Below are 13,243 nucleotides of genomic sequence, written 5' to 3' on the forward strand. Positions count from 1 at the left end.
GTTTAGAAGGTCATTCGAAGCGTCTTGTTGAGAAGCTCTTCGACCGGTGTTTCAAGCGCTGAGATGCCATAGCTGACGCCCTCACAGGTCTCATAGATCTGCGCGACCTGTGTCGGCGCCCGCGGCTCCTTTGCAACCCACACCGCAGAAAGGCGGTCCATTTTCCAACCATTAGTGCCGTTCATATGAGCCGGCGTGACAATGAAGGCTGCATCGACGATAAAGACCTCGCCGCTCTTGTAGCGCATGAAGTCATCAACATCTCCAATGCCCGAAAACAGCATGGTCCGATGCATTTTGGTTTCCTCTTCGTCCTCGGACACGACGGTTTGAAGAATCTTTACGACAAACCACGGCTGGTTATGCACCACCTGGGCCGCCCGCAAATAAGTCTCGTCCAGATCTGGTCGATAGTCCGATAGCCTTGATTGGTAACGCTTCGTTGAATGAGGCCTCAAAGCAGGCCGCTTTCAACAGCTTCTGCGATGGCGCGGAAACCAACGAAGCCACGGATACCCTCCCAAAGGTCTGAGCGTTCGCCCCGCCGGCCGCAAGCCACAGATTTCTAAGCCGCCTCGACCACCTACGACCTGGGCGTGCCAGTGCGGAGATCAAAAAAAACCCGACACGATGGTCGGGTTGAGCTGGCTTGCGCCAGAGGGAGGTGACGGGCGAGGGAACGCCACGTCGAGCGCATAGTAGCATTTCTAGGTTGCGTGGCTTGAAGTTTCGCGGACATCTTGCAAACTGATTGCATGATTTCCAAAACCGACATTCAGTCCTATTTGCAATGCCCCCGGAGGCTCTGGCTGGAGCACAACGGCGACACGGCCGTTACACCAAAGAAGGCAAGTGACGGCCGCAGAGAAAAGGACGGCGAGGCAGTAGGTGCGCTTGCGCGCGAGGCGTTGGGCCCAGACCTCATTTGGCCTGCTTCCAGTGAAGACAAAGCCGTGGCGTTCACCTTGGCCCGGGCTGAGTTGACGGCCAGGCCAGGTCTTCCTGCCGTCGAGTTCCCGTTGGTGTTCGGAGACGTCTACGCCCGCGCGGATGCGCTGCTGCCAATGACCTCGAATCAACATGCACTGCAGGAAACTAAGGCCAGCACTTTCCCGCTTAAGGATGACAAGGTTACGCCTGGCAAGCCAGAGGCGCACCATCTCGACGATGTCGCCATTCAGGTGTGGACGATGGAGCAGGCCGGGCTCAGCATGGGGCGCGCGGAGCTCAACCTATTGGACGGGCAATGGCGCTATCCTGGTGCAGGCGACTACAGCGGCATTTTTAAGCCGTATGACGTGACGGATTTGATCGCCCAGCGAGTTTCAATGGTCCCAGGCTGGGTGGCCGGCGCGCGCGCTACGCTTGCCGCGAAGGTGATCCCCATTGCCAAGATCGGCAAGCAATGCAACAAGCCGCACGAATGCCCATTCGCTGACACCTGCAAAACCCTTGAACCTGATCCTCCGAAGCATCCGCTGACGTTGCTGCCGGATATCGGGGGCAAGGCGCTGGCCAAGAAACTGGCAGCCGCTGGCTATTCGTCCTTGCTGGACCCCGAGCCGTCGATGCTGGTCGGTTGCCACCCGCAGAAAACGGAGCTTTACCGCCGGATCCAGACTGCGCACAAGCAGGGCAAGGCCATTCTGAGCCCGAAGGCGCGAGAAGTGATTGACGCGCTTCCCTACCCACGGTATTTCCTCGATTTCGAGGGGATTGATCTTCCGATCCCCGTGTGGGAGGGTGTGCGCCCCTACGAACAGATACCAGTGCAGTTTTCCCTGCACATTCAGCAAGTGCCGTCGGGCCCGTTGGAGCATATTTCATTCCTCGATCTGTCGGGAGCGGATCCCTCAGCCGATTGCATTGACGCGCTGTTGCGAGCTATCAAGGATGACCGCGGCTGCATCCTTGTCTATTTCGCCACTTATGAAAAAGGTAGGCTCGAGGAGCTGGGTAAGCGCCACCCGGCTCACGCAGCGGCCATGGCGGGCCTTGTAGAGCGTCTGGTGGACCTGTTGCCCATCGTGAAGGAGTTCTACTATCACCCAGTTATGGAAGGCAGCTTCTCAATCAAGAAGGTCTTGAAGGCGATGGCCCCGAGGTTGGACTACGGCAACCTCGACGAGGTTCAGGAAGGTGTCGGTGCTCAGCTGGCGTACCTTGAGGCGGCTTTTGGACAGGGAGTCCCCCAGGACAGAAAGCTGGACCTGGCCCAAAAGCTGACCCTGTACTGCGAACAAGATACCTGGGCAATGGTGGTCATCGCCTACTTCCTCGCACGCCGCCTCCCGCCGGCACGGCCTGCGACGGACATGTCAGCTGTCACACCGGCGCTGAGAATCGCGGTGGCCGCATAAAAAAAGCCCGGCCCGCCAATACTGGCGGCCGGGCTTATGCGAAGGTTGTCACGCGGTCTCGAATTCAGGTACTCCGCGAGTTGTCGTCGACCAAAAGTCGGTCTGAGCCGATGAGCTCGTTGCTTTGAAACTCCAGGCTTTGCGAGCTTCTTCAGGTAGGTCCGAGAAATCTACCGACCGGGCAAGTAGCTCAGCTACTTCGTAGTCCAGCGTGAGCCCTAACCGTTCCTTGTGGTCAGTCCGCCGGCAGAACTCATCGTGTTCCAGGTTCTGCGAGTGTGCAAGTTCCAGGACACCGTATTGGCTGTACCACTTGTATGCCTCGGTCACCCCCGAAATGAAGTTCCCACGGTCGTACTTCGCGAGAATTCTGTCCATCTCGAAGTCCTCAATCATGCAGGCAGACTCGAAGTTGACGCCGAACGTGCTCCCCGTCTCGACTTTCCAGATCGGGTCGCCGTTCTTGTTGAGGCGCATCGTCGGTGCGCATGGGCTGTCCGCAGTCATCGCCTCGATGAAAGGATCGCGCAGGCCTGCCCACGTTGCACCGTGAGACGCCGTGTCCCATTCCTTGCCCACGAAGAGGAACTTCGCGTCCGGGATAGTCGTCATTGGCGTTGGCTCGACATCAGGGATGTCGTACCTCACGTTGCGATGATGAATGTCGCGGTAGTCTGCCCAGCACTGAAAAGGCTTTGCAAGACCATTGAGCGACTGAAGAGCGTCGATCGCAATAATCATCTCAAGGGGAAGAATTTCGAACATCCTTCGCTCCCCTGCCCGCCTCGCGCGGTCCTGCTCATCCTTGTCCAGCTGTAGCATGTAGCGAAACAGCTCGCGGATCATGGTCGGGTGGTAGGTGTCAGGCTGAATACTGATCCAGCCTTCCCTGATGGTCCTTCCGACCCAGTGCCGACGGCTCCAGTCCCACCTGGTTGCGCGCAGGAACTTGTTGAACCTGTTCAGGCCACGAGCGTACTCATACCGAGGCTCAAATTCAATCATGTTGGCCAAGGACTTGTCTTCGGCTTTGAGGCAAGTCCAGCATCCCAGGCGTGCACCGCAACCACTGCTCTTTGGTCGCTTGGTACCCTCATAGAGGGCGTCGGCAACCACCGCGCAGGATGTACCCATTGATGCGCCATAAATGCGCCGCATCTCCTGAAAGTCGGAATAGGTTTCGAGCAAGTCCGATGCACAAAGGCCGATGTATTCCCACACGTCGTCTTCGCTCCACGTCGCTATGGGACAAAGCACCAGCGCGCCGTCCTTGTTTCGAACTGCTTCGTCTGCCCGATCGCCACGAACCTTCATGCGCATAGCGCGAATGGTGCTTTCGTCAAACCGGTTGCCGATGACGGTGACCGCCTCAGGTAGGTTCTCGCTTGCGAGGCTCCTGAACAGCTTTGCTCTAAATGACGCCATATTTTGTGTTTTGAGGTCAACGCTACAGTCTGAGCTCCCCCCGGCAAAACTTGGGATTCCACGGCCGGAGAGGATCTTGACCTGGAACGTTGATGCCAAGGTTGGGCGCGCCACCTGAGTGATCAGGTTGAACCCGTTCTTCTTTCCAAACGTTTCCATCTTCCTGTGCTCCGCAGCGTAGTGGTGCACAAGCTCAGGATTCTCGACGAGGGTGTCGCCAGTAGACACAAGCACCATCGGAGTGCCGCCTCGAAGCGCGAATTGCTTAGCTGCGTTCAAAGAGAGATTTGCCAGAGTTGAGCTGTCCTTGCCCGATGAAAATGCGACCACCAGGGGCCGCCCTTCTTCAAGGATCTTTGTTATAGCGGCCGTGGCGAGCCGCACCTTATCTTCGATGGTGAGCAGTGATGCCGCCATCTCAGGTTGGGAAAACATCTCGATCACTTGCATGACCTATCTCCCCGCGCTGGTTTCGCGACACGGCCGCGTTTGCATGTTCCCGGTCCGTGCCCGGACAGGAAGTATCGATTGCACTTCATGTGAAGCTTTCTAAGTGGTGCTCGCCCAAAAGGGTGAGGAGGAATCAGTCACTGGGTGACTGGTCTGGCTGGCGCGCCCAGCTGGCGTAAGGATTGCTCCGAAGTCGTCAGTATACGAGGTGGCAAAGCGGCTTGCAACGTGACGCGGCGGCGCCGGCGTCGTGACTGGGCAAGCAGAAATGACAACGCCCACCGTTTGACTGGTGGGCGTTGGGGTTTCCAGGTGACTGGAATTGCGGCTAGAAGCCTTCGTCGTTGAGAAACCTGCTGCGTGCCAGGTTCTTCTCATGCAGTTTGCGGGTCTCTTTCTTCATAAACGGTATCGCGCACAGTGCCAGCAGAATGCCGAGCACCATAATCACGTTGACCGCAATGATGAGGGGATTGTCCACGTTGAAATTTCCCATAACCTTGATGCCTTGATTGTATGGCTACAGCGCAAGCTTTTCAACTTGCGTTGTCACTCCAACTTTGGAGGCAGTCTTGGAAAGTTCGTCGCGGAGGATTGACCGGACCATGCCAGCCATCTTCCTGAACCTTACCTTTTCAATTTGCTCCTCTTCACGCTCCAGCTCCTCGAGCTGGCTGGCCAGCGCGAAGGTGAAACTATGCAAGGACACAAACCAAAGCACTGCGACAGCGTACATCGCAGATGAGCCATGGTTGTAACCAAGGACACCTCCGATCGCGGTGCCGTAGAAGGACGAATGTGAAATGATTTCTTTCAACCATTCGAGTTTCTGCGGAGACGCATAGAGCCTCTGAAAGGCTCTGCTGATTGCTGGGACTACCTCAACAACGAATCCCGCAAGCGCGCAAGCGCAGGCGGGGGCTAATGCCGCAAGGTACCCGATGGTTTTTGAGGCCATAGATGCTCCTTACGGTGCTGGATGCGGCGGGCATCTCCGATTACAGCTTGAGCTGTGAATTCACATGCGTAGAAACGCCTTGAGGCTGAATTGATCCAGGCTCAAAGGGTCTGTTGTGGAATTCTGTGGTTCGCTTGCGCGATGGCGCTTGGCCAGGTGAGAGAGTCTAGGTCTGTTGGACCTATGGGCGGGACTGTTGACGAGTGGCGCCGCACACGACTGCTGAGGCAGTTGGCCGAATCGTATCAGAGAAAAGCCGCCCCCGAAGGGACGGCCTGTCTTAGATCGCTACTTGAGCAACATCGGCGCAGGCCGAAGGGTGAGGCGGGCTGCCAGCAAAGACAGCGTCGTCATCGTCCTCTTCCATGAGGGCCAGCAAGTCCATGCTGAGGGTTTCCCAGTCGACCCAATGGCTTTGTATCGCCGCGGAGCCGTGGGTAGCCGGCGAGAATGCCTTGAGAGCAATGCCTCGCTTGGCACAGACGATGAAGTCGCCAGTTTCGAGTGTCGGCGTGGGGCCTACCCAATTGACGCCATGCACATAGATCTCGACGCTTGCCAAGTTCTTCTCAATCGCAATGTTGCGCAACGCGCGGAAGTTTTGCAGGCGTGATGTCGTGAGACTGAGCTCCGCAGTTGCGGTTGCTGGAGCCCTGGTCGCTTTCCCGGGTTGGCCGGTATAAAAGGTAAATGAGAGTTTCACTTCAGTTCCTTGATGTCGTATGGCTTTCGCCACGTTAGGCTGCTGTTGCAGCTGGAGTTCCCTGATTTCTCAGGATGCTTCCCAAAGCCCTGGACGGCTTTGGGAAGCACCTTGTAGGTGCTTCTTAGGTTCTCCTCAGTCTTTGCTGAAGAGATCCATTCCTGTGGACACAGGAGTCCCGGTTTGAGCGGGAGCCGCCGCCGCTGCCGGAGCAGCCGCAGGAGCGGACGGGGAGTCGTCGCCGGTTTCGTCGTCGGCCGTGTCATCCGGGTCGGATGCGGTGCCAGCCGCCGCGGAGGCTTTCCCAGCGGTTGGCTTGGCTGGCTTTCCCTTCAAGGCATTGCTGCCCTTGTCGGCGGAAGTCTTCCGCGCGATCTCCAGGACTGCGGTTGTCGCCTCCACCTGTTCGGCCAACGAAGCTCGAGCGCAGGCGATCTGCGCCATCGCCTCAGGCAGTTTCGCCTCCAGGTCCTCCACGGTGCCGTGCAGGGTGAATGGCTTGGCCAGCGCTGGGTCGCCGCCCTCCTTGAGGGTTGGGACGAAGGTCAGGCTGAGCTCGCCGGCGTTGGCCTTCACGAGAATGTTGACCACATTGCATTGCAAGGCCAGTCGTTCGATTGCTTTGAGCATGTTTTTTCCAAAGTTTGCGGCGGTCGAGGTTTGATCCCCGAACGCAGCTGGATTTACTGATAGGCCAACTGGCCAGGAACAACGTGAAAGTTGAAGTCCTTGACAGAAAGCAAGCTTTTGATGGCGTCGTCTTTCTTGCCCAGCATGAGCTTGCCGAAGTCCTTGCCGAACGCCGTTTCAAGACCGACCTCCTTGGCGACGGCCGTGATCTCTGACTTGGTGAGAAGCTTGAGATATGCCTCATCGATGGCGAAGGTTTTGGCCAGGTCAACTTCGAAGGCCTTCAGCGCGTCAGTGACGTGCCGGTTGTCCAGCGAATCGAGCGCCGTGAACGCGATGCTCGCGACAGTTGCGGAGATATGGGCGCCTTCGGCCTTGTTCATGGCTTGAATCGCCTCGAACACCGACTTCCCATTCAGGCCTGGCACAGGTGTCAGGTCGATGTCGGAGCTTTGAATCTGCCGTGCAGAGTCTGCGAGGCAGATTGCGATAAGCATTTGGATGCTTTTGCGTGCGCCTGTCTGCAGCTCGGTGCGGAGCGCTGTGCGCCACACCTTCTTGCGGAACTCAACCACGCCTGCAGAGACGGCAGATGCCTTCGCTTTGGTCTTCGGTTTCACCTTGGCGCCCTTCTTGGCGGGCTGTGAACCTTTCTTGGCTGCGGAGCTGTCGGCGGAGGATGCCTCTGCCGCTTCGGCAGCAGCTGCGGCCGTAGCCTTGGAGTGCTTCGCTACCATTCGCGTATTGCAACCTGTGTCAAAGCACTGCTGCTCGTACACCTTGCCTTCCTTGCCAGGAATCGCGCTGACAGCTGCGCCGAAATTCGCGCAACCCAAACAGGCCTTACCCTGATCCTCGCCGACGCCCTTGGGGCCTTCAACAACCAGTTTGATCACGGAGTAGTTGTCGCCCTCGCGGACGATTTCCACTCGCGGATAGTTCTCAGCCAAGGACGCCTTCGTCTCAAGGAGGATGACTTCGGTCTTTGCTGTGAAGCATTCACCGTTGGTGCAGTTGCCCGAGTCGATTGCCTCGCTGAACATTGCGCGCTGCGTGTCCGAGTTGTTCGGGCATGCCAGGCATTCCGACTTGTCGAAACAGGCCGTGGCCAGAGGGCGCGCGATCTTGATCAGGCCTTCCTTGAGTGTTTCCACCGAAGGAACGCTGGGCATCGCGAGCAGCTTGGCTAGCGCTCCATCCTGCGCAGCCTTTGGGGCCGCGGCGAGAAGCTCGGCGTGCCCGAGCTTGATGACGCGCTTTGTCAACGCGTCCAGTACGTTGTCACTGGCGTTCATCAGGGCGAGCCTTCGCGCAACAACCTCAGGCTTGAGGCCCATGTGGCGCGCGACTTCGTTTCGGTCGCCGGCAAATTCGGCCAGCAACTTTGCACAGCCTCGGGCCTCTTCGGCAGCGCTCATGCCTGCTCGGGCGATGTTCTCGACGAGTGCGGCTACGAGGGCTGCGGCTTCGTCCATGTCGTCCATGTCGAAGATGTTGGCGGGGATTTCGTAATCCTCACCAAAGGCCAGCTTTGCGGCGTGATAGCGACGCTCGCCGGCGACGAGCTGGTAAAGGCCATCTCCGAGGTCTCGGAGGATGACTGCGGTCATGACGCCGAGCGCTTTGACAGTCGCGTTGAGCTCGAACTGCTCCTGGTCGTCGAAATGGGTGCGCGGGTTGCTCCCCATCACGATGCATGTCAGAGGCACATGCGCGAGCCGACCTTTCTTCACGTCGGAAGGTTTGTCGATGGTTTCCACCATAAAAACTCCAAAAGATTTTTCCCTTTCGGGATAAGTCGCGGTTAAGCGATTCAGACTAGTTGACCGACCAGTTACGGATCTTGCGATGGGCCAAATATACCACTTCGGCTCGATTTTCATAGGCGGAAATCAAGAAAATAAGCGCGGGTATGGCGCGAGTTGGGCAAAAAAAGCCACCATCCTTTGAGGGATGGTGGCTTGAGTGACATGAGAACGACTGCTTCTACGCTGCGAGCAGGAGGAACTGCCCTGAATCAGTCGGTTCGTGGGCAATTTGACGGATGTCAGACTGCCCTGGTCCGGCTAAAGCCGGGCCACATCGAAGGCCCTGCTCATCGTGCACGGCGTCAATCGCCGCTTCCATGCGATCCAACTCCGATCCGTCAACGTCCAACCCCTTGACCTCTCGGAGCACCTTCAGGGCCGGCCGGTCCCACCCGTAGGAGGTCCGGGCGCTCTTTTTATAGAGGTCCATGTAGTCCTTGGTGAAGGCCTCACCCTTGTCGTACTGGGTCTTGAAGTCTTGATTCGCCTCAGAAAAATCGCCAGGGATCCAGCGACGGAGACGGCCCACAAACAAGTTGATCTTCTCAACTACCTCTTCGGACTTGGGATAGAAATGAATCGTCCCTGCGCCTTTGTAGTATCTGAAGTCAAAGAACTTGGTCGCCACGCGGTCACCCGTTAGCACGTTGTTTCGTTTGAAGCCGTCGACGAGCCCGTCGTAGGCCTCCGTGATCCCATGGAGATAGCCAAAGACCTTGTCGATGTCCGACAGGAAGTGCTCAGACTCATAGTCGAGCGAACCGCCATAAGACGAGACGCTAAACCTCGGAATGATGAACCTGGTCTTGCGGATCCGCACACCTATTCGATGTTTTTGGTTTGACTTCCATGAGCGGTAGAACACCACGTTGTCACTGGATCTCTCGATGATCGTGTCGAAGAGGTCACAAACCATGTCCTGGTAGATCTCGCCCATCGAGGCCCCGATGGCCACCCCAAACTGCTCCACTTATGGCCAGTCAAACTGCTCCAGGCAGGACGGTCAGATTATGGGGTTTGAAGTGGGTGTTTGGGGATGCTTTTCTGGGTCATTTGCTCCTTTTAAAAATGGTTGGTAGGAGCCTGTGGAGCTTGTGGTCGAAGGGGTGCGCGGTGGGAAACTCGAAGAGTTGTCCACGGCAAGTGCCCCGGTGCGCGGCACGCGCATCGTCCACAAATCCACAGGCTTGCCCCGCAAGTTGGGCTCTCGTGCGGCCTGCTTCTGCTTGTATTGGATTTATGAATCAGTGGGCACTGGCGCTGCAATTCGAGCTGCCGCCTCCCTGAGGCGATAGCTCTTTCCTTCAAAGTCGAGCATGTTGGAGCGGTGCATGAGGCGGTCCAGGATGGTGCTTCCCATGGTGGTGTCGCCCAGATATTTGCCCCAGTCCTGGACCACACGATTTGAGGTAACAACAATGGAGCGGCGCAGTTTGTAGCGCTGGTGGACGATCGCCTGAAGCAACTCGGCACTGACTTCGGCAATGCGCCGGGCCAGAAAGAGATCGTCAAGGACAAGCAAATCCGGCTCGGTGTAGGTGCTCAGAATCTTGGCTTGTTCAGCCTGGGTGGCCAGCCCGAACTTCGCAAAGTCGCTGTCAGCCTCGACGTACTTGACGCTGTAGCCCTGCAGGGTTGCCTGGTACGCCACGGCCTTGGCTACGTGACTTTTACCGGTGCCGGGTTTGCCGATGATCAGGGCGTTGGCGCCCTCGGTGATGAATTTGAGGGTGTGCAACTCGAAGCAAGCCTGCCTGGGAACCTTGGGGTTAAAGCGCCAGTCAAAGTCAGTCAGGCTCAAGCGTTCATCGAGTCCGGATTGTTTGAACCGGCGCTCTGTTAAACGCGAGCGGCGCCGATCGAGTTCATCCTGGAGCAGGGAGGCGAAGGTGTCGAGGAACGGCTCCTGGGAGCTTTGGGCCTGCATGACGCGGGTGTTCAAGGTGGTGGCAATGCCAGACAGGCGCAGTTCGCGCAGGGCACGTTCAATCTCAGTGAGGGTCATGGGAATATCTCTGTCAAAAATGAAGATGAATGGGGGGTTATGACTGGGCGCTGCAGCGGGCAAAAAGGTCTGCGTACTCATCAGGGCTTCGGATGAGGTGGTGCTCCTGAGTCAGGGGCAGTTCGGCCTGGGCGGGGGGAGTTTCTGGCGAAGAATCGATGGCGGCCAGGGCGTCCGCCACGAGCCGCTCGGTGAGCGCCTTGACGTGCTTGTAGCTGTAAAGGCCATCATTCAGGGCGCGCTCGCATGCGGAGTTGACCAGGCGGTGCGGGTAGGTCCGGCCCAGGCCCACGATGCCCCAGAGCTTGCGCTGGCCCACACGCCCCTCAATGCCAAAGAGCATCTCGCACAGCCGATGTGCCTGGGGGCCAATGTCCTTGGCCTGGTTGAGGATGTACAGGGTCTCACGCGATGGGTTGAAGACGCGCTCCTCATTGGGCAGGATCACCGATCCTGGGCGCTGGGCGCGGGGGTGGGTACGCAGCAGGGATTTGGACTGGAGGTCACGAATCTCGATGCGGTGCTCGAAGATGCGCACCAGAACAAGGGAGCCAATGGGGGCCGGGCGCGCGGCATAGCTGCTGTGGTCAACGCGCACGCAGGTGTCGTCGTAGACGGTGCGCTGGGACTCGGTGAAATACTGCATGCCCACGATGGGCAGGGCTTGCAAGTGGGGCTTCTCTTCTTCGAACATGGCCTGTACTTGGCGGCGCTCACTGCCGTGGATACGGGTGGCGGCCCAGGTCACTTCCCAGTGCTCAAGGAAGTCGTTTTGCTCTTCGATGGTCTCAAAGCGACGGCCCTTGAGGGCGGTCGCCTGGGTGTGGCCGATGGCGTTCTCGACGGTGCCTTTGCGATTCGGATCTCGTACGCGGGCGGGGTCACCCACGACGTCGTAGTGCTTGAGCGCGGCGGCGTAGACCGGGTTGAGCTCGGGCTCGTGGATGTCGGGCTTGAGCACGCCTTCCTTCAGGTTGTCCAGCACCACGTATCTGCAACACCCACCGAAGTAGCGCCATGCCTGCTCATGCAGTCGGGCCCACGTCTCCTGGCTGGACTTCCAGACCACGCGGCGAAAGCTGCGCCGGGAGTAGCGCAGGGTCGCCACGAACAGGCGGGGTTTACGGTAGCGGGTGGTTCCAAGCACGCGGGTGGGCGCGCCCTCGCCGTAGTCGACCTGCATCTCCTCGCCGGGCGAAAACTCCAGGCGGTCGAACTGTTCGGGCTCGCGGTAGCGCAGCTTGGCGGTAAAGCGCTTGACGGCGTTGTAGGCACCCTTGAAGCCGAACTGATCGACCAGGTCCTGGTAGATGGCCATGGCGTTGCGTTTGAGGCGCAACTGGGCCTCGACGTAGTCCCGGTAGGGCTCGCAGATGGATGCGCTGGTCAACGGTTCAGGTAATGGAGTCGGTGGCCAGGGTGGAGCAGTTTGAATTGGCGCGCTGGACTGATCACGAGCCGTGTCAGGGTTCTGACTGTCGAACTGCTTCTTGTAGGCCGGTATCGTGTGGCGCGAAATGCCTGTGGCGCGCTCAATCTGGCGTTGGGTGGACCCGGCTTTAAGCAGGGTCCAAATGGTGGTTTGCAAATGCAGTTTCAAGACGTTCACTCCGGTTATCCCCTCAAAGGTGAGGGGGTGAAAGTAACGTCCTGCCAGTGACCTCCGAACTACTGATGCGCCGAGGTCAGTGCATCACTTTAGGGTGGCCGGGGGTGGAGCAGTTTGACTGGCCATAAGTGGAGCACTTTGAGTGGCCATCGGGGCATCGAGGCGATCACGCCGGCCAAGAACCCATGCACGTTTGAAATGCTGAATTCGAGATCGTAGATGCTCTGCGACGAGGCCTCAATCTTCTTGCGCGCCTGGTTCGACAGCTTTTTGGTCAGCAACGAGGAACGAATAATCTGCGCCCACGCCCGCTTCTTCAAATCGGCGTAACGCTTACGGAACTCGTCGTTCGCGGAACTGCGAATTGATCCCGTTGACTCCCGGAAATCGTTGCCCACGCCTTTCGCCTGCATGTCTTCCAGAGTAAGCCCAAGGCCGTCTCTGAGATGATTGCAGATTGCGTCGGCCTCGCTGCCCGTTCGGGCCGCCTCAACCGCTTGCTCGAACCTGTAGAAGGTGTCGTTGATGAAGTTCGTCGGCAACGCCAAGGCGGTCCAGACCTCAGGGTCGATCTCGGTCCGTCGGCTGTCACCTTTGAGCAGACCCGACAGCAGCGTGTCCATGTCTAGGTATTTCCCGGGCACCTTGTCGAGGTAGATGAGGGCAACTTCAACCTCTGTCGTTCGCTCGACATCGCTTGCGAACTGGCTCTGCAAGAACTCCACCGTTCCGTGCTTTTCGATCAGTTCGACCAGGCGCCTTCGATCTTGGGAGTACGGGTTTTTTATCGACTCCGCGTTGATGATCGCGACTATTTCCGCGTCATAGACCAAGTCCCATGCATGCAAGACATGCTTTACGCCGTCCGCGAACGGAGGGTTCATGATCACACTGCCGACCGTCGCGAGCGACGAGACGTCCAGAAAATCGTAGCCAATCACTTTGACATCAAGTTCCTTGAGGTTCGCGTGATGCTCGATGTTGATTTCGACGGCTGAAATCTCCAGCACATCGCTAAATTTCTGCCTGGCTCGGTCGCGAAGCCTGAAGCTTCGATGGCGGCCGTGCTGAACTTCTTCATCGGGCACGGATTCGAGCCAAGGGATTTGGTCGTCGGTAAGCTCCGTGAAGCCTTCTTTGGCATAGCGAATCAAGTTGCCCTTTCCTGCGCTTGGATCGCACAGGTAGCGAACCGGACGCTTGAATTTTGCCCACATTCGGGCGGCCGTGTGTGCCCCGGTGGGGTAGTACTGATAATTCAGGATGATCTCCAATGAAACTGGAGCCGTTGCCTT

The 13,243-nt window shown here is 58.0% G+C and carries 12 protein-coding genes; 1 reads left to right on the forward strand and 11 read right to left on the reverse strand.

Going from position 1 to position 13,243, the window contains the following annotated elements:
* Positions 1 to 2 precede the first annotated feature (2 nt).
* On the reverse strand, positions 3 to 386 hold the full coding sequence (locus BPRO_RS26695) for a hypothetical protein (RefSeq protein ID WP_041390629.1): 384 nt from the start codon (positions 384 to 386) through the stop codon (positions 3 to 5).
* A gap of 369 nt (positions 387 to 755) precedes the next feature.
* Between BPRO_RS26695 and BPRO_RS26700 the strand changes: the two genes are divergently transcribed.
* Entirely contained in the window at positions 756 to 2,360 is a 1,605-nt protein-coding gene (locus BPRO_RS26700) for a DUF2779 domain-containing protein (RefSeq protein ID WP_011486171.1), read from the forward strand.
* A 48-nt stretch (positions 2,361 to 2,408) separates the two neighbouring features.
* On the opposite strand, the gene BPRO_RS26705 is transcribed toward BPRO_RS26700, so the two are convergent.
* From BPRO_RS26705 to BPRO_RS26745, 10 genes are all read right to left on the reverse strand, one after another.
* The gene (locus BPRO_RS26705; RefSeq protein ID WP_011486172.1) at positions 2,409 to 4,235 is read right to left on the reverse strand and encodes a phosphoadenosine phosphosulfate reductase family protein; all 1,827 of its coding nucleotides are present in this window, start codon (positions 4,233 to 4,235) and stop codon (positions 2,409 to 2,411) included.
* A 328-nt stretch (positions 4,236 to 4,563) separates the two neighbouring features.
* Positions 4,564 to 4,716 (reverse strand): hypothetical protein, encoded by a 153-nt coding sequence (locus tag BPRO_RS29990; RefSeq protein WP_157046060.1) that lies wholly within the window; start codon positions 4,714 to 4,716, stop codon positions 4,564 to 4,566.
* A gap of 39 nt (positions 4,717 to 4,755) precedes the next feature.
* Entirely contained in the window at positions 4,756 to 5,193 is a 438-nt protein-coding gene (locus tag BPRO_RS26710; protein WP_011486173.1) for a hypothetical protein, read from the reverse strand.
* A gap of 280 nt (positions 5,194 to 5,473) precedes the next feature.
* The gene (locus BPRO_RS26715; RefSeq protein WP_011486174.1) at positions 5,474 to 5,896 is read right to left on the reverse strand and encodes a hypothetical protein; all 423 of its coding nucleotides are present in this window, start codon (positions 5,894 to 5,896) and stop codon (positions 5,474 to 5,476) included.
* Between the two features lie 135 nt (positions 5,897 to 6,031).
* Positions 6,032 to 6,526 (reverse strand): PRTRC system protein E, encoded by a 495-nt coding sequence (locus tag BPRO_RS26720; RefSeq protein WP_011486175.1) that lies wholly within the window; start codon positions 6,524 to 6,526, stop codon positions 6,032 to 6,034.
* A gap of 53 nt (positions 6,527 to 6,579) precedes the next feature.
* Positions 6,580 to 8,289: a PRTRC system ParB family protein gene (locus BPRO_RS26725; protein ID WP_011486176.1), complete on the reverse strand. Its 1,710-nt coding sequence runs from the start codon at positions 8,287 to 8,289 to the stop codon at positions 6,580 to 6,582.
* A 223-nt stretch (positions 8,290 to 8,512) separates the two neighbouring features.
* The gene (locus BPRO_RS26730; protein ID WP_157046062.1) at positions 8,513 to 9,289 is read right to left on the reverse strand and encodes a DUF4942 domain-containing protein; all 777 of its coding nucleotides are present in this window, start codon (positions 9,287 to 9,289) and stop codon (positions 8,513 to 8,515) included.
* A gap of 282 nt (positions 9,290 to 9,571) precedes the next feature.
* Positions 9,572 to 10,339, reverse strand: a complete 768-nt coding sequence (istB, locus tag BPRO_RS26735; RefSeq protein WP_011486178.1) for an IS21-like element helper ATPase IstB — start codon at positions 10,337 to 10,339, stop codon at positions 9,572 to 9,574.
* Between the two features lie 37 nt (positions 10,340 to 10,376).
* Positions 10,377 to 11,948 (reverse strand): IS21 family transposase, encoded by a 1,572-nt coding sequence (gene istA, locus BPRO_RS26740; RefSeq protein WP_011486179.1) that lies wholly within the window; start codon positions 11,946 to 11,948, stop codon positions 10,377 to 10,379.
* Positions 11,949 to 12,037: 89 nt separating this feature from the next.
* Positions 12,038 to 13,222: a DUF4942 domain-containing protein gene (locus tag BPRO_RS26745; RefSeq protein WP_041390633.1), complete on the reverse strand. Its 1,185-nt coding sequence runs from the start codon at positions 13,220 to 13,222 to the stop codon at positions 12,038 to 12,040.
* Between the last annotated feature and the right edge of the window lie 21 nt (positions 13,223 to 13,243).

Source organism: Polaromonas sp. JS666 (genome assembly GCF_000013865.1).
Taxonomy (GTDB): domain Bacteria; phylum Pseudomonadota; class Gammaproteobacteria; order Burkholderiales; family Burkholderiaceae_C; genus Polaromonas.